Here is a 16,128-nt window from a genome sequence, read left to right as displayed (position 1 = left end):
CGCCTCGAGACTTGCGCTTCGCGCGGCGCTTTCGAGGCCGAAACGGCGAGACGGGCCTCAACCCTTTGGGGTGTCTCGTAAGACTCGACACATACGGGTTGCGTCGGCATTGGGGGGCCGGGTCTGTACGTGGACTTGCACCTGATGGGGTCGCTGTCGGGGTTCTCGCCGGAGGGCTCTCGTGGCCGGGGTGGCGGTCAGGGGAAGGCGACGATGGTGACCGTCGCGCCGGGTTCGACGTTGGCGTTGGCGGGTGGGTTCTGGGAGACCACGGCCGAGGAATCCAGTGGCGCCAGCTGCCGGACCTGGACCGTCAGCCCGAGGGATTCCAGCGTGTGGCGGGCTTCGGAGACCCTCTTCCCCGTGACCGAGGGCATGGTGACGGCTTCGCAGATCAGCAGGGTGACCGTGGAGCCGGCATCGACGGTGGTGCCGACGGCGGGGTCGGTGCCGATGACCCGGCCGGCTTCGACGAGTTTGTCGTAGACGGGGCGTTCACCGCCGACCGTGAGCCCGAGGTCGGTCAGTTTCTGCCGGGCTTGATCGGGGGTGTCGGCGCGGAGATCCGGTAGTCGGACGGGTTTGGATCCGTTGCTCTTCCAGACCTGCACATGGGCGCCGGCGGGCAGTACCGTGCCGGGCCCGGGATCGATACGGGCCAGTGTGCCCTCGGGTGCGGTGCTGGCGACTTCGCCGGCGTCGACCGGTTGCAGGCCCTGGTCGCGGATCAGCTGCTGGACTTCGTCCCAGTCGGCACCGGGGGATACCGAGGGCACCTGGGGTTTGCCGCTGGAGACCAGGATGTCGACGGTGGAGCCCTTGGTCTCGCGGGCGCCCGGGCCCGGATCGGTACCCACGACACCGCCGACGGGGACGGTATCGGAGGCCTTGTCCCGGGTGCCGGTCTCGAATCCGGCGTCCTGCAACTCGGCGGTGGCGTTCTGGACCGACATGCCGGCGACGGACGGGACGGTGGCATAGCGGCCCATGCCGAGCCACCAGCCGCCGATGCCGACCAGCAGGGTCAGCACGACCACCACGGCGGCCCAGATCATGCCGGTGCGCCGATGGTTGGCCCGGCTCTCCTGATAGGCGCTGTACTGGGTGGGCTGCTGCGGCGGGATATAGGCGGGCGGTGGCGGATCGGTGCGGGGCCGGGCCGTGGTCACCATCCGGGTGGCCTGGGGATCGCCGACGGCGGCCGGTTCGGGGGCGGGCCGGGTGACCGGATGGTGGGCACTGGTGTGTTCGGCCGAGTCCTGAGGGGCGGGGACCCGGTAGGCGGGCAACTCCAGGCGTGCGGCGATGGCCCGCAGTTCGGCGACCATCTCGCCCGCGTCGGCGAACCGGTGGGCGGGTTCCCGGGCGGTGGCCCGGGCGACCAGCCGGTCGAATTCGGGCGGGACCCCGGCGATGAACTCGCTGGGGCTCGGCACGTCGTTCTCCACCCGCTGGTAGGCCACCGACAGCGAATTGTCGCCGGTGAACGGCACCCGGCCGGTGAGCAGCTCGAAGATAAGGATGCCGAACGCGTACACATCGCTGCGGGCGTCGGCGCTGCCGGAGGTGACCTGTTCGGGCGAGAGGTAGGCCGCGGTGCCGAGGATGACGCTGGCCGAGGTGGTGTTGGCCGCGGCCACCGCGCGCACCAGGCCGAAATCGGCGATCTTGACATCGCCGGAATCGGAGATCAGCACGTTCTCCGGTTTCACATCGCGATGCACCAGCCCGGCGGCGTGCGCGACGCCGATCGCGGCCAGTACCGGTTCGGCGACGGCGCGGACCGCGTGCGGCGGCATCGGGCCGCGCTCGCGCAGCAGTTCGCGCAGGGTGCCGCCTTGGACCAGCTCCATGACCAGAAACGGGTATTCGCCGTCCATGCCCTGGTCGTACACCTCGACCAGAGACGGGTGTTTCAGGCCGGCGACGGCGCGGGCTTCGAATTCGAAACGGCTCAGGAACTGGGGGTCGCCGGCGAACTTGGGATCCATCACCTTGATGGCGACCTGGCGGCCCAGCCGGGTGTCCACCCCGCGGAACACCATCGACATCCCACCGCGGGCGATCGGCGCGTCTATCCGGTAGCGCCGGTCCAGTACGGCGCCGATCAATTCTGTTCCGGCTGTCACGAACCTCTCCACTTTCCTACCGTGCTCCACACGGTGGCCGCCCCGCGCGGCTGTTGTCGATGGTATCGGCCGGGCCGTTGCGGGTGTCTCACGGCAGGGAGGCGGGCAGCGTCTACCGTTGTCTCCCGTGAGTGCCTTTCCCTGTAGTACCGATGTCCTGCCCGCCTCGGTACCCCTGCTCGCGTTGCCCGAAGTCGCGAAGAAACTGGGCGTCGTGGTGACCAGGGTGCATCAGATGCTGCGCGACAACCAGTTGCTGGCCGTCCGGCGTGACGGCGTGGTCGGTGTCCCCGAGATCTTCTTCGACGATACGGGCGCGATCCTCAGATTCCTGCCCGGCCTGATCACGGTGATGCGCGACGCGAAATACACCGACGAGGAGATCCTGGAGTGGATCTTCACCGACGACGATACGTTGCCGGGCAAACCGGTGGAGGCGTTGCACGGGCCGCTGGCGCGTGAGGTGCTGCGCCGCGCCGCCGCCGAACCGTTCTGAACCGGCGCACGCGGCCCTCAGCGACCGAGGGCCGCGTGCGCGGCCAGCCGCAGTCTCCGCCGCTGCGGCACGACGGCGCGCTGCGCGAACACGGCGTAGCCGCTGTCCTCGATGCGGTCGAGGATGGCCGCGTAGAGGGCCGTGGCGGTACGGATACCGGGACGCACCCGGGGACTCAGCAACTCGATACCCGGCCGGGCGCAGCGGTACAGGTCGCGGTTGACCGCGATCAGATGCGTCAGCGCCCGGCGTAGGCGGCGATCGGTCCGACCGGTGCGCCGGCAGTCGAGCAGCAGTGCCTCGTCCACTCCGAAGGCCGCCAGCTCGGCGGCCGGCAGATAGATCCGGCCGCGATCGAGATCCTCGCCGATATCGCGTAGGAAATTGGTGAGCTGGAAGGCGTCGCCGAGCGCGGCGGCCGCGGGCTCGGCCTCGGCCGCCGGACCGACCGTGCCCAGTACGGGCAGCAGTTGCAGACCGATGGCGGCGGCCGAGCCGCGCATGTACTCGTGCAGCGCCGCCATGGTGGGGTAGCGGTCGCGGAACAGCGGTGAGCCGGGGATGTCCATACGCATGGAGTCCAGGAAGGTCCAGAAGTGGCGCGGGTCGATCGCGAACCGGGCGACCGTGTCGGTGAGCGCCGGGACGACCCGATCGAACGCCGTGGGGAGCGCCCGATCGGTATGCGGCGCCACCGGCCGGGACCACGCGTCGCGGAGACGATGTTCGACCGCGTCGAGTGCGGTCACGGCCCGCTGTGGGTCGTCGGCCGCGTGTGGATCGTCGACGATATCGTCGACTGTGCGCGCGAAACCGTACAGCGCGTGGACCGCCGGGCGGCGATCGGCCGACAGCAGGCGGGTCGCCAGATAATAGGAACGACCGTGCGCCGCGGCCACCCGGCGGCAGTGCCGGTAGGCATCGCGCAGCGCGGTGGCGTCGGCGGGCGGATCGGCCCGGGGCGGCGCGGCCGTGCCGGGCCGCACAACGCTGCGGCCGTTCACAGACCGCCGGAGACAGCGGGCGCGGGAACCGCTCGGGGCGGCGTACCGCGTAACCGCAGCGGGTCGACGGTGCGCAGCGAGAGGGCGGCGACCACGGAGGCGAATGTCGCGGCCGCGACATGCCAGAAGTTGTACAGCCCGATCGAACCGTCGGGCTGGAACACCAGCATCAACCAGGTACAGACACCGACCAGTGTCATGAGCGTGGTGGTGGACAGTGCGAAACCGGCGGCCAGCGCCAGCGGCCACGAGTAGTACCAGGGCAGCGCGGCCGGTGAGAGGATGACGATGGCGACGAAGGCGATCAGGATGCCCAGAACCGCGTCGCGTTCGGTGAGTTTGAATCGCCACCAGGTCCACACCAGCAGCACCACCAGCGCCAGCATGCACAGCATGCGGGTCACCTCGAGGGTCGAGTCCAGCCCGAAGGGCGTGATCCAGGTGACGGCGTGCGCCATGACGGTGGGCAGCGACAACCAGTTGATGATCTTGCGCGACCCCGACAGCGCGGTGAGCCAGCCGATCCCGACGCCGGCGATCGCCGACGCCGCCACGAACACCGCCGCGAACACCGCGAGACCGAGACCCGCGATCTTGGCGAACATCTTCCAGTGGTGGGCCAGGAACTCCCGGCTGCTGGTGGCCAGTTCCGCGCGCTGACCGTCCGCGGCGCGGCGCTCGCGTTCGTGCAGCATCCAGATCCACACCAGGAAGGGCAGCGCGACGCCCGCGGTCGCCTTGATCGCGACCCCGATGGCCACCACCACGATGCCGGCCACATGATGGCGTTCCAGCACCAGCGCGATCCCCGCGCACATCAGGCCGACCATCAGCATCTCGTTGTGCACGCCGCCGATGAGGTGGATGAGTACCAGCGGGTTGAGCACCGCCAGCCACAGGGCGACGGTCGGTCTACCGCCCAGGTGCTTGGTCAGGTACGGCACGGCCCACATCATGAGGACCAGGCCGGGCAGCATCACGAACCGCAGGGCGATCGTGCCGCCGACCACGCTGTCGCCGGTGACGGCGGTGATCGCCCGGGCCATCAGCAGGAACACCGGGCCGTAGGGCGCGGTGGTGGTGGTCCAGACCGTGCTCACATTGTCGAGCAGGATGCCCGGATTGGCGACCGGGCCGACCTGATACGGGTCGAAACCGTCGCGCAGCAACGCGCCCTGGGCCAGATAGGAGTAGGCGTCGCGGCTGAACATGGGGACCGCGAACATGAGCGGCGCGATCCAGATGCCGACGATGGCGCGCAGTTCGTTGAGCCGAACCTCACCGGAGTGACCACCGAATCCCAGCGTGATCCGGCCCAGCCGGACCCAGGCCGCCACCATCATCAGCACCCCGGCCCAGACACAGATCATCGACAGCGCGTAGCCGTGGCCGAACCGCAACCAGGACAGGTGGACCGCCTCGAGCAGCGGATCCCGTTTGCGGACGCCCCCGGCGCCGAAACCGCCGAAGGTGATCATCAGGGCGCCGGCGAATCCGAGCAGGGCCGCGTGGCCCTCCGGGCTGCGCAGGAAATCGCCGCAGACGCGCACCCGGCCCCAGAAGCCGGGTGCGAGATGGGTACCCGCGCTCACCCGCGCGGGCGGCGGCCCGGCGACGGCCGGATCGGTGTCGGGGACCGGAACGGTGCTGGTGGTGGTGTGCATATGGGGGGCTGGCATCTGGTGTCGGTCCCCCCTGGATGGTCGGCGGTCGCAACCGCGGGTGAATAGGTCGGCGCTCAGTTTACGGCTTCCGTCGCGGAAGGCGGCCGGACGGTGGCAGGGGCGCGCGTCCGGACCCCGCGATTCTCGCCCACAACGCGTTGTGCCGCGAGTTTTCCCGACAGCAGCGCGGTCGGCACACCGACACCGGGGGTGGTGCCGCATCCGGCCAGGACCACGTTCTCCTTGCCGGGCGCGAGATTCCGGGTGCGGAAGGGCCCGGTCTGGCGGAACAGATGGGCGGCCGAGAACGGAGTTCCCGCGAGCATGCCCTGATCGCGCCATGTCGCGGGCGTGTCGAGCCGGTCGACGGTGAAGTGCTCGGAGATCCCCTGATACCCGCGCCGCTCCAGGACCGCGAGCAGTTCGCGCAGGTAGGAGGGGGCCAGCCGGTCCCAGTCCAGCGGCGCGGAATCCAGGTTCGGACAGGGGGCGAGCAGCGAGAACGGTTCGTATCGGGTCGCGCCGCGGGTGAGGTACAGGCCGGGATCGCTGACAGCGGGCCGGGTGAGCAGCAGCGAGGGATCGCTCATGAGCCGACCACCGCGGCGCGGCGTGATCTCGGCGAAGGTCCGGGTCCAGGCGGCGCCGAAGTCGATGGTGTGATGAGCCTGTACCGGCCACTTCTCGGCAATGCCGGCGGGTACGGTGCCGTGGGCGACGACCGCCGACGGCGAGGCCCGTAACCCGCGCCGGGGACGGACGCCGAAACGGTCCAGCGCACCGAGGTCGGCGGTGAGGACCACCGCGTCGCAGGGCAGGGCCCGGCCGTCGGCCAGCAGGACCCGCCGGGCCCGGTCGGATCCCCGGCCGCGGCGGTAGTCGAGTCCGGTGACCTCGGTGCCGAGTTCCAGGCGGCCGCCGGCCGCGGTGAACGCGCCGGCCAGGGTTTCGGCGACCGCGCGCATTCCGCCCTCGGGGAAGTAGACGCCGAGGGCGGTGTCCATATAGGGGATCGCGCCGTAGACCCCGAGTGCCTGTTCGGGTGCCATCCCCGCGTACAGCGCTTGAAAGGTGAACAGCCGGGCCAGCCGTGGATCGCGCAGCGTCCGGGTGACCCGGGTGCCCAACCGGCCGAAGCCGCCGAGTCGGACCAGCCGGAGCAGGGCCGCGCGTTTGTCCGGGTACCGCACCATATCCAGCGGTGAATCGAAGTTCGTCGCCAGGAATTCGTCGTACTCGGCCCGGAACACGCGACCCAGCCAATCCCGTAACCGGCGATATCGCACGGCTTCCTCCGGCCCGCAGGCGCGCGTCACCTCGGCGCTCATCCGCTCCGGATCGGAGAAGACCCGCATGTCGGATCCGTCCGCGAAACGGGCGTGGTAGGCCGGGGCCAGCGGTCGGATCCGCAGCGGCGGCAGCGCACGCGAGACATCGGAACCCACCGCCGCCAGTGCGTCGTCGAGGAGCCCGGGGAGAGTGAGGACGGTGGCGCCCGAATCGATCTCGTAGTCGGCGAACCGGTATCGCCCGACCCGGCCGCCGACATGATCGGCACGTTCCACCAGGGTCACCGCACACCCGGCGCCGGTCAGATACAGCGCGGCCGACAACCCGGACAGTCCCGCACCGACCACGACCACCTGTTCCACCGGCCCCGGTATCGACTTCACGACGGGCCCTTCCGCTCGTCGCGGCGCGCCGCCGGAGCGGCTTCTCGCCTGTCGCCGCCGGTCACGCCGTGCGCCGGGTGGCCGCCAGGGCCATCTCGCGGAGTCGTGTCTTGGCCTCCGGCGTGGCGGTACTGGCATCGATCGCGTCCAGGCCCTGCTCGGTGAGTGCGCTGATCCTGGCCTCGACCGCGTCGACCGCGCCGAGTTCGATGAGCAGGGCGCGCAATTCACCGACCTGCGCGTCCGACAGGTCGGTACCGATCGCGGTACGCAGGGTATCGCCGGCGGCCGGATCCGTCTCCGCGGCGCGCTGCAGGGCCTCCGCGACCAGCACGGTGCGTTTACCCTCGCGCAGATCGTCACCGGACGGTTTGCCGGTCACGGTGGGATCACCGAAAACACCCAGCAGATCGTCGCGGAGCTGGAAGGCGATCCCGATATCGGTTCCGTAGGTGCGATAGGCCGCGACGAGCCCGGGATCGGCGTCGGCGAGCGCCCCGCCGAGATGCAGCGGCCGTTCCACGGTGTAGGCCGCGGTCTTGTACCGATTGATCCGCAGCGCCGCGGCCACCGATTCGTCGCCGCTGGCCTCACCGTGGACATCGAGCAGTTGGCCACCCAGGACCTCGGTGCGCATCCGCGCCCACACCGGGGCGAAACGCGCCAGCGCCGCCGCGTCCAGGCCCGCGTCGTGCACCATATCGTCGGCCCAGGCCAACGCCAGATCGCCGAGCAGAACGGCCACCGATTCGCCGTAGTGTGCGGAATCCCCGGCCCAGCCGGCCTGCCGATGCCGCTGTTCGAAGTCCACGTGCACGGTCGGGAAGCGGCGCCGGGTGCGGGAGCAGTCGATGATGTCGTCGTGGATCAGCGCGCAGGCCTGGACGAGTTCCAGGGCCGAACAGGCCCGGAGCACGGCCGCCGCCTCGGCGTTCGCGGGATCGCCGCCCGCGCCCAGCCATCCCGTCCAGGCGAATCCCGGCCGGGTGCGTTTGCCGCCGCGCAGGGTGAACGATTCGAGGGCCTCGACACTCTCGGCGAATACCGGGCCCAATTCGGCGACCGGGTCGCGGCGGGTGGTGAAGAACTCGGTCAGCGCCTGCTCTACGGCCGTGGCGAATGCCGTTGTCCCGGGAACGGCCGTGGTGGGGCCCGACCGGGTCGGGATACCGGTACCGGCTGACAGGGTGACCTCCCAGATCGTCGATAGCGTGGGCACGCGGCGACCGGAACAGGTGCCGCGGAGCCACCCACGTGCCCCCGCCGCGCCGGCGGGACCTGATCGCAGAATACGCGCGCGCCCACGGCGCGGATCGGGAGGCGGCGATGGGAGAGGATCGGGACGAGGCACCGGTCGGCTCTAGACTGGGCCGGTGACTTTCGACAACGCGCGGGGACTCCCGACCCCTGGCCGGCCGTCCTCCACGTCACCGGACGTCTCCGCGACGCCTTCGGTCGTGCAGAGCCTGCGCCGGCACGCCGGCGGCGCGGTGCCGTTCTCCGTGGAGTTCTCCCCGCCCCGCGACGAGGCGGGGGAACAGCGGTTGTGGCGTGCGGTGCGCACGTTCGAACGGATGCATCCGGCGTTCGTCTCGATGACCTACGGTGCCGGTGGGAGCACCCGGGAGCGCACGGTGCGGGTCACCGGTGAGCTCGCCCTGCAGACCACCCTGTTGCCGGTCGGCCATCTCACGGCGGTCGGGCACAGCGTCGCCGAGTTGCGGTCGATCGTCGGGGCCTACGCCGATTCCGGGATCAGCAATATCCTCGTGCTGCGCGGCGACCCGCCGGGCGATCCGCTGGGCGAATGGCATAAACACCCGGAGGGGGTGGAGTACGCCGAGGAGCTGGTACGTATCGTGCGTGACCTGGGCGATTTCCATGTGGGGGTCGCCTCCTTCCCGCAGGGCCATCACCGTTCGCTCGACCTCGACCACGACACCGCCCATCTGGCGGCGAAACTGCGTGCGGGCGCGGAGTATTCGATCACCCAGATGTTCTTCGACGTCGACGACTATCTCCGGTTGCGCGATCGCATCGCCGCCCTGGATCCGGTGGAGGGCGCCAAACCGATCATTCCGGAACTGATGCCGATCACCTCGCTGCGGACGGTCGAGCGCGCAGAGCAGTTGTGCGGCCGGCCGTTACCGGAACGGGTGGTCGACCGGCTGCGCCGGGCCGCCGGCGCGGGGCCGGAGGAGGATCGCGCCGCGGTCCGGGCCGCGGGTATCGAGATCGCCACCGAGATGGGGGAGCGGTTGATCGCCGAGGGTGCCCCGTGTCTGCATTTCATCACCCTGAACTTCGCCAAGGCGACCAGCGAAGTACTGGCCAACCTGGGTTACGGCGTCACCGCCGCGCCGATCAGCGCCTGAGCGGCGCCGGGCCGGTGCGCAGAGTTCAGTCGGCCGGGGCGTAGACGTGGACGGCGATCCGGTCGCCCCGACGGACCACCTCGAGCGCGTGGTCGTCGTGGCGCAGGATGAGCCCGGGGGCGCCGTCGACCGGGTCGAGGATCTCGATTCCCGCGATCCGCTCCCCGGCGTGGTCGAGGCGGTCGCCGGGTTTGGCCGCGATGAACACCCGGCCGTCGATGACCCACCAGGTGCCGGGCAGCCCCGGCAGCAGCTCCGGTGATTCGCCGAGTCGATGCCGGGCGACCGGTTCGCCGGCGCTGTGCGGGCTGCGCAGCCGGACCGAGCATCGCTCGAGCCATTGCGTCCAGGTGGTATCGACGCTCGTGTGGCCGACGACGGTCATGGTGCAGCCTCCTCGAAACCCGGGCCGCGAGGCCCTGCCCGCCGGTCGTGCCGGGCGGGTTCATCATCCGGCCGGGTGCCCGGAAGGCACAAGACCAAGAATCACCGAGAATCCAGCTCTTGGCCGGGTGTCAGAGCACGCCCACGCCAGGTCAGCGCGTTGCGGCGGCGCGCGCGTTGTGAGTGTTGCCACAGCAGCAGATAGGCGGCGACCGAGGCGGGGTGGGCGAGAGCGTCGGTGAGGTCGCCGCGATCCGGCCGCCCGCCCGACTCCAGGGCACGGGCCAGCAGCCGGCCGGTCACCGCGGCGAGGTACCCGAGCAGGCCGATCCGGCGCAGCCGGCCGCGGCCCAGGACGGCCACGGCCGGAGGCAGCCAGTACGCCCACACGGCGACGGCGCCCACTGCCAGACCGCCGGCGACCGAACCGCCATAGGCGGACCAGAGCCAGCGGTCGTAGCCGGTCACCAGGTCGCGCGCGCCCCGGTACATCCGGGTACGCGCCAGTCCGCCCGCGGCCGCCACCGCGGTCCGGTCTCCGGCACGGCGCAGGGTCCGGGCGATATCGAGATCCTCGGTGACACTGCCGGCGACGGCCGCGTGACCGCCGATCGCGCGATACCGCGCCGCGTCGAAGACCAGGAACTGGCCACAGGACACGACGGTCGAACCACGGGTACCGCGATCGGCCCGGGTGACCGGCAGCGTGGACGCCCACGACCAGCACAGCAGGGGCTGTACCAGGCGTTCGACCACGGTTTCCGCGCGCTGCCGCGGCCAGGGCGCCAGCAGCGCGACGCCGCGCTCCCGCAGACACGCCACCGCCGCGGCGAGCGCGGTGGGTGCGAGCCGGACATCGGCGTCGAGGAAAACGAGTACCCCGGTGTCACCTCCGGTCCGCCGGGCGTGCTCGGCGAGGGCGGCGCAGGCGGCGGCCTTACCGGTCCAGCCCGGCGGCGGGCCGGTGGTACCACGCAGCAGTTCACAGCGCGGGTCACCGTCCATCGCCCGCCGGGCGCGCGCGACGGTGTCATCGCCGGAGGCGTCGTCGAGGACCAGGATGCGCAATCGCCCCACCCCGGTCTGGGCGCGCAGGTCGGCGATCAGACCCGGGAGCAGGTCGGCCTCGTCCCGGGCGGGCACGCAGACGGTGACCTGCTCGGCGACCGGGGCGGGCGCGGAGGACAGGCGCGGCACGGTGCGCCGATTCCAGGCGGTGAGCACGGCGCCGGCCACAGCGAGACCCGACCCGGCGGCGACCGCGCGCCGGCCCCAGGGCCGGGCCCGCCGGCTCACGCGTTGGATTTGACCTCGTCCCACCAGCGCCGCAATGAGAAACCGGCCGGTGCGCCCGGCCGGGGCGGGTTGCGGTCCACATAGGCGAGGGCGATGACCACGGCCGCGACCGCGAGGGTGATACCGCCGACGATTCCGGCCCAGCCCGCGAAGGAGCGCGTATTCGGGTCGGCGTAACCGACCTCGGCGCGGACGGTGCTTACCTCCCCGGCGGGGAGTTTCCAGGAGACCACCGAATCGCCCTCGCGATTGCCGTTGGTCTTGGCGACCCGGGCCGGGAACGCCACACTCAGCTGCACATCGGACCCGTGCGGGGCCAGGGTCTCCAGATCCACCCGGCCGTTGAGGCTGACCAGATCGCCGTTGCGCTGGAACTTCAGATCGAACAGGCCCTGCGCCTGCTCCGAGAGCTGCGAGAGCTGTTCCACTTCGCCGAAGTTGAGATCGTCGAAGTACACCTCACTGCCGATATACCCGTCCTGGTTGTACGGCTCGATACGCACCTTGGCCGCCAGCGCCTCGGGGGCGGTGAGCTGTGGGCCCTTGTCCTCGCTGTTCTCCGGGACGACCGCGGCCACGATCCGGCCCGATACCCGGTCGTTGGAAGACAGGCCCATCGATGCCTGTACACGCAGGCACCCGGCCAGCGCCGGGGTGAGCAGCGCGGCCAGGACGAAGGCCGCGGCTATCCGCAGCCGCAGGCGGCGCGAGCGTGGAGCGGGGACCGGGGAGCCGGGTTTCGCGGTAACGGGACTCGGAGGCACGGATGACATGGTGCCAGGCCGGAACTCACCGACGCCATGCGACGGGCCCGACGACTCGACGATCGTGCCCGCCCCCGCGTCCGGTGGCGTCGCGTACCAGCCGGACCAGCAGCGGAACCCCGAGAAAACCGAGGACGATACTCCCGTAAGCGGCCGAATACGGCAGTCCGAGGAACACCGCGTGCGCCAGCGCGGACCCGAGCCAGGTCCACAGGAACATCAGGACCGGAATACCGGGCCGCTCGGGTCCGCGAGCGGCCCGCTCCCATGGGGTGAGCGCCGCGGCCATCACCGCCGCCACCACCAGCCACCCGAGGTAGTTGGTGTACGGGACGACCGAGAGTCCGGGCAGCCCGGAATCGGCGTCCTGCCACTGCCATTGACCGTCGGCCACCATCTGGGGGTCCAGGAACAGATCCCAGCCCACCGCGCCCACCGCGGTCGCGCCGATCCGCGCCACCGGTCGCGGGCACAGCAGGCCCGCGACCACCCAGATCGGATACAGTCCACCGGTCCACGCGAGCGGTACCACCAGGGGAACATCGAACAGTTGTGGCCCGATCCGTCCGTCCGCGTAGTCGTAGGCCCCGAACGGTATCCCGGTCGCCGTGCCCACTGCCTCGGCGACCAGGCCGATCCCGGAGACGATCACCGCGAACCCGGCCGCGTAGCCGATCCCGCGCGTCACCGCCGCGTGCAGCAGAGCCGTCCCGGCCGTCAGCACGACCACGGCCACCGTCACCGCGTCACGCGCCGGACCGGTGGTCAGCGGGTAGGCGATCTGGGTACCGACCAGCACGACGAGCAGACCCGCGGGCAGCAGGTCCCGGCGCCGCCCGGCCGCCGGACCCGCTAGCGGCGTATCCACCGGCGGATCCCGCGGCTGTCGCGCAGAACCAGGCGCGCGGCGGTCCGCCCGCTGGCCCCGGACACGCCGCCACCGGGATGGGTCGACGCACCGGTCAGGTAGAGACCGGGTGCGCCGGGCACCCGCTGCCCGGACAGTTCCGGCAGTGGCCGCCACAGCATCATCTGGTCCAGGCTCATCTCCACATGCATCACATTGCCGCCGCGCAGCCCCATCTCGCGTTCCAGATCCACCGGCGTCTGGACGTGCCGGTCCAGGACCGAGCCGGCGAACCCGGGGGCGTGCCGATCCAGTTCGGCGATGATCCGGTCCGCTTCGGTGCCGGCGTGCCGGTCCCAGCCGCCGTCGGCGGCCAGCCGGTAGGGGTGCCACTGCGACCACAGTGAGAGCTGATGCTGCCCGGCGGGCGCGATACTCGGGTCCAGCGCGCTGAAACTCATCGCGAGCACGACGGGCCGAGGTGGTAACCGGCCGCCCAGGGCGCTGCCGTGGGCCAGCGCCAGATCGCGCCGATCCGAGACCAGCAGTTGCAGTCCGGTCGCCGAGTCGGCGGGTGTCGCGCCCGGGTACCGCGGGAGCTCGCTGGTCGCGGCCCGCACCACCATGCCGATACCCGGGCCCACCCGGATCCGCCGCTGCCACCGCCGCAGCGGTTCGGGATCGAAGCCGCCCGCGCGCAGCAGTTCCAGGGTGGTGAGGATATGGGTACCCGCGATCACCGTGGTCGCGTCGTATTCGCGACCGGCCGCGGTGCCGACCCGCCAACCGTCGACCCGGCGGGTCAGCGTGGTGACCGCGTCACCGGCCGTGATCCGGCCGCCGTCGCCGCGCAACCGGGCCACCAGCGCCTCGGTGAGCGCACCGCTGCCGCCCACCGCCCGGCCGGGCGGCAGGGTGTGCATGAGCGCCGCGAACGCCACCATCGGCGCCGTTCCGGGCTCGGACATGGGCGGCCCCGACTGCGCCCCGAACCACGCCAGCGCCGCCTTCAGCCGCTCGTCGTCGAACCAGGTGTCCAGCAGCGCGTCACCGGACTGCAGGAACTCCCGGGACAGCGCGCTGCCGCCGTCACGGGCGTCCAGCCCCCAGAACGAGCGCAGCAGCCGGCCCCCGGTGGGCGCCCCGCCGAACGAGCGCATGACCCGGCGGGCCCGCGGCTCCCAGACCGTCACGAAGCGCCGGTACGCCGCGGCGTCGCGGTCGCCGCAGGCGGCGGCCACGGACGCGCAGGTCCGGTCCAGGTCGCGGTGGAACACGATCGGCGGCGCGCCGGTCTCCGGGCAGGCCGGGGTGAAGGCCCAGGGGTCGCAGTCGAGGTAGCGCAGCCCGAAACGGGCCAGTTCGAGTTCTTCGACGATCCCGGTGTGCCGGACCATCAGATGTGCCGAGGAACCCCGATCGACCCGGTGGCCGGGGAAACGCTCCACGGTCGATACGGCCCCGCCCAGTACCGTATCGCTCTCCAGGACGTGGACCCGGCGACCCCCCCGCGCCAGATAGCAGGCCGCCACCAGCGCGTTGTGGCCGGAGCCGATGATCACCACGCTCATGGCAGCAGTGGCAGCGGACGGCCGAGGATCCCGAAGCGGCGGTTGTCGCCGGCGAACACGAAATCACGCAGGACGTCGCGGAAACCCATCCGCCGGTACAGGCGCCAGGCCCGGTTGTCCTCTTCGCCGACCTCCGGGGTGGACAGCAGTACGGCCTGTTCGGGGCGGTCCCGCAGCAGCCGCTGGAGCAGGGTCTCACCGATACCGCGACCCTGCGCGCTGGGGTGTACGTGGAGTTCGGTGAGCTCGAAGTAGTCGCCGAGCAACCGGGCGGCGGCCGGCTCCGGCCACCCCGAGCGGCGCATCCCCGCGTGTACCTGCTGCTGCCACCACTGATGGGGGCCGCCGCGATAGCCGTAGGCGATGGCCACGAGGGGGGAATGGCGCAGGTCGAACTCGCCGTTGTCCTCGGGTACCACCGCGGCGACCGCCTGCCAGCCCGCACGGTGGGTGTGCTCGGTCCACATCGGCGCCCGATGGTGTTCGGTGCCGTGCGGATAATCCATGGCTGCGACGTAGACCGCCAGCGCGTCGTGCAACCGGGCGCGCAGCGCGGCTACCGAGAGGTCGACGACGACCGGGACGGGGAGATTGTTCGACTTGACGGCTGTCATTGCGATATCGGTGGGCTCTTTCGCGGTCGGCAGGGCGGGTTCCGGGCACACGAACATGTCGGTGGTCGTCTCTATATTCAAGCTCGAGCCAAACGTTCGAAAACCTGTTCGCCCCCGCGGTGCACGCTCAGCCTGCCATACCGGTGGACCGCTGCGGGGGGTGACGGGCGAGATACGGAGGGACGGCTATGTCGGATCGAAGCGTGCACCCGGTACAACCGGGACGGGCGGGGATGCTGTTGCGGCGCGCCGACGGGTTGCTCATGGAGGCGGCGGGGGAGCGGGATCCGCGGGAACGATTTCGCGTCGCCTATCTGGCGGCCCTCCGGGGCGCGGGGGCGGTGCTGGCGCTCACCGGCGCCGATACCGCGCCCCGGGCCCGCTCCCGTAACGCGTGGGTGATGTTGCAGCGCGCGGCGCCCGAATTCGTGATGTGGGCGGACTATTTCAGTGGCCATTCCGCGACCCGGGCGGCGCTGGAGGCCGGCCTGCCCCGGTATATCGACGAGGTGGCGGCCGACGAGTTCTCCTCGCGGGTGGCTGCCTTCCTGCACGACGTCGAGGATCTCATCGCGCCGGCCGCCCGGCTGCGCGCCGCGGGCGACGGAGACGACGCGCCCCGCCGGTGAGCGCCGCCGGCCGCCGGACCTCTGGATTCGGCCCGCGCCGGATTCGATCCGGCGACGAACTTCGTTCGGCTGCACCCATATGGTGGTACCACTCTTGGCGAACTCGTATCATTGATGACAGATAGCCGCCAAGGGGTTATCTGTCGCCTACCCGGAGGCGACAGCCACGTCCTAGTGCCGGGGGAGGTACCGTGCCACTCTCCGAGCACGAGCAGCGCATGCTCGAACAGATCGAGAGCGCTCTCTATGCTGAGGATCCCAAGTTCGCGTCGTCCGTCCGCGGTGGACGTCTTCGTACGACCTCGAGTCGTCGTAGACTCCAGGCCGCGGCCTTGTTCGTACTCGGGCTCGTCCTACTCGTCGCGGGTATCGCCCTTCCGGTGCGGCCCGGCGGCTTCCCGATCATCAGTCTGATCGGATTCATCGTCATGTTCGGCGCGGGAGTGCTGCTCCTGCTCGGCGGCGCCAAGGGCGCCACGCCGGGCCGGGGCGGGAGTTCTCCGGGCGATTCCGCCGCGGCCGGTTCCTCGGAACGGGCCGGCGGGCGCGGGCGTCCCCGCCGTTCCGGCGGGTTCACCGAACGTATGGAGGATCGTTTCCGCCGCAGGTTCGAGGAGTAGCCGCCGGCGCTCGCGCCGGCTCTGCAGCCGAACAGCGGTGCCGCACCGGGAATCCGGTGCGG

Annotated in this window: 15 protein-coding genes; 4 read left to right on the top strand and 11 right to left on the bottom strand. The window is 71.1% G+C overall.

Translation table 11 applies throughout. The annotated features are described in order from the left end of the window. Positions 1-197 precede the first annotated feature (197 nt). On the bottom strand, positions 198-2,129 hold the full coding sequence (pknB, locus tag ABZV91_RS30010) for a Stk1 family PASTA domain-containing Ser/Thr kinase (RefSeq protein ID WP_355248946.1): 1,932 nt from the start codon (positions 2,127-2,129) through the stop codon (positions 198-200). A gap of 127 nt (positions 2,130-2,256) precedes the next feature. Between pknB and ABZV91_RS30005 the strand changes: the two genes are divergently transcribed. Beyond that, on the top strand, positions 2,257-2,625 hold the full coding sequence (locus tag ABZV91_RS30005) for an Rv2175c family DNA-binding protein (RefSeq protein ID WP_355248943.1): 369 nt from the start codon (positions 2,257-2,259) through the stop codon (positions 2,623-2,625). Between the two features lie 17 nt (positions 2,626-2,642). On the opposite strand, the gene ABZV91_RS30000 is transcribed toward ABZV91_RS30005, so the two are convergent. Genes ABZV91_RS30000 through ABZV91_RS29985 form a run of 4 tightly spaced genes read right to left on the bottom strand, consistent with a single transcriptional unit; the run spans position 2,643 to position 8,134 of the window. Next, positions 2,643-3,629, bottom strand: coding sequence for a phytoene/squalene synthase family protein (locus tag ABZV91_RS30000; RefSeq protein WP_355248940.1), 987 nt, complete (start codon positions 3,627-3,629; stop codon positions 2,643-2,645). Further along, positions 3,626-5,308 carry an alpha-(1->6)-mannopyranosyltransferase A gene (locus tag ABZV91_RS29995; RefSeq protein WP_355248937.1) on the bottom strand — a complete coding sequence of 561 codons (1,683 nt, stop codon included), beginning with the start codon at positions 5,306-5,308 and terminating at the stop codon, positions 3,626-3,628. Before ABZV91_RS29995 ends, ABZV91_RS30000 begins: the two co-directional genes overlap by 4 nt. A gap of 59 nt (positions 5,309-5,367) precedes the next feature. After that, the gene (gene crtI / locus ABZV91_RS29990) at positions 5,368-7,104 is read right to left on the bottom strand and encodes a phytoene desaturase family protein (RefSeq protein WP_355248934.1); all 1,737 of its coding nucleotides are present in this window, start codon (positions 7,102-7,104) and stop codon (positions 5,368-5,370) included. Further along, positions 7,028-8,134: a polyprenyl synthetase family protein gene (locus ABZV91_RS29985; protein ID WP_355248957.1), complete on the bottom strand. Its 1,107-nt coding sequence runs from the start codon at positions 8,132-8,134 to the stop codon at positions 7,028-7,030. Before ABZV91_RS29985 ends, crtI begins: the two co-directional genes overlap by 77 nt. Before the next feature lie 322 nt (positions 8,135-8,456). Between ABZV91_RS29985 and ABZV91_RS29980 the strand changes: the two genes are divergently transcribed. After that, positions 8,457-9,341 carry a methylenetetrahydrofolate reductase gene (locus ABZV91_RS29980; RefSeq protein ID WP_355248955.1) on the top strand — a complete coding sequence of 295 codons (885 nt, stop codon included), beginning with the start codon at positions 8,457-8,459 and terminating at the stop codon, positions 9,339-9,341. Between the two features lie 25 nt (positions 9,342-9,366). Here the strand turns inward: ABZV91_RS29980 and ABZV91_RS29975 are convergent, their stop codons facing one another. The 6 genes from ABZV91_RS29975 to ABZV91_RS29950 all read right to left on the bottom strand — a co-directional run bounded on the left by ABZV91_RS29975 (position 9,367) and on the right by ABZV91_RS29950 (position 14,817). Beyond that, entirely contained in the window at positions 9,367-9,726 is a 360-nt protein-coding gene (locus ABZV91_RS29975) for a hypothetical protein (protein WP_355248931.1), read from the bottom strand. A gap of 101 nt (positions 9,727-9,827) precedes the next feature. Next, entirely contained in the window at positions 9,828-11,021 is a 1,194-nt protein-coding gene (locus ABZV91_RS29970; RefSeq protein WP_355248928.1) for a glycosyltransferase, read from the bottom strand. Beyond that, positions 11,018-11,785 carry a DUF3153 domain-containing protein gene (locus tag ABZV91_RS29965; RefSeq protein ID WP_355248926.1) on the bottom strand — a complete coding sequence of 256 codons (768 nt, stop codon included), beginning with the start codon at positions 11,783-11,785 and terminating at the stop codon, positions 11,018-11,020. The genes ABZV91_RS29970 and ABZV91_RS29965 overlap by 4 nt, the downstream gene beginning before the upstream one ends. A gap of 25 nt (positions 11,786-11,810) precedes the next feature. Then, entirely contained in the window at positions 11,811-12,608 is a 798-nt protein-coding gene (locus ABZV91_RS29960; RefSeq protein ID WP_355248952.1) for a carotenoid biosynthesis protein, read from the bottom strand. A gap of 29 nt (positions 12,609-12,637) precedes the next feature. After that, complete coding sequence (locus tag ABZV91_RS29955) at positions 12,638-14,203, bottom strand: NAD(P)/FAD-dependent oxidoreductase (RefSeq protein ID WP_355248923.1); 1,566 nt, start codon at positions 14,201-14,203, stop codon at positions 12,638-12,640. Further along, positions 14,200-14,817 carry an N-acetyltransferase gene (locus ABZV91_RS29950; protein WP_355248920.1) on the bottom strand — a complete coding sequence of 206 codons (618 nt, stop codon included), beginning with the start codon at positions 14,815-14,817 and terminating at the stop codon, positions 14,200-14,202. Before ABZV91_RS29950 ends, ABZV91_RS29955 begins: the two co-directional genes overlap by 4 nt. 233 nt (positions 14,818-15,050) lie before the next feature. Between ABZV91_RS29950 and ABZV91_RS29945 the strand changes: the two genes are divergently transcribed. Both ABZV91_RS29945 and ABZV91_RS29940 read left to right on the top strand, forming a co-directional pair. After that, positions 15,051-15,446 carry an SAV_6107 family HEPN domain-containing protein gene (locus ABZV91_RS29945; protein WP_355248949.1) on the top strand — a complete coding sequence of 132 codons (396 nt, stop codon included), beginning with the start codon at positions 15,051-15,053 and terminating at the stop codon, positions 15,444-15,446. Positions 15,447-15,637: 191 nt separating this feature from the next. Next, positions 15,638-16,066: a DUF3040 domain-containing protein gene (locus tag ABZV91_RS29940; protein ID WP_355248917.1), complete on the top strand. Its 429-nt coding sequence runs from the start codon at positions 15,638-15,640 to the stop codon at positions 16,064-16,066. Positions 16,067-16,128: the final 62 nt, after the last annotated feature.

Source organism: Nocardia sp. NPDC004568 (assembly GCF_040609955.1).
In the GTDB taxonomy this organism is placed as follows: Bacteria; Actinomycetota; Actinomycetes; order Mycobacteriales; family Mycobacteriaceae; genus Nocardia.
This window is presented reverse-complemented; position numbering and strand designations above follow the sequence as displayed.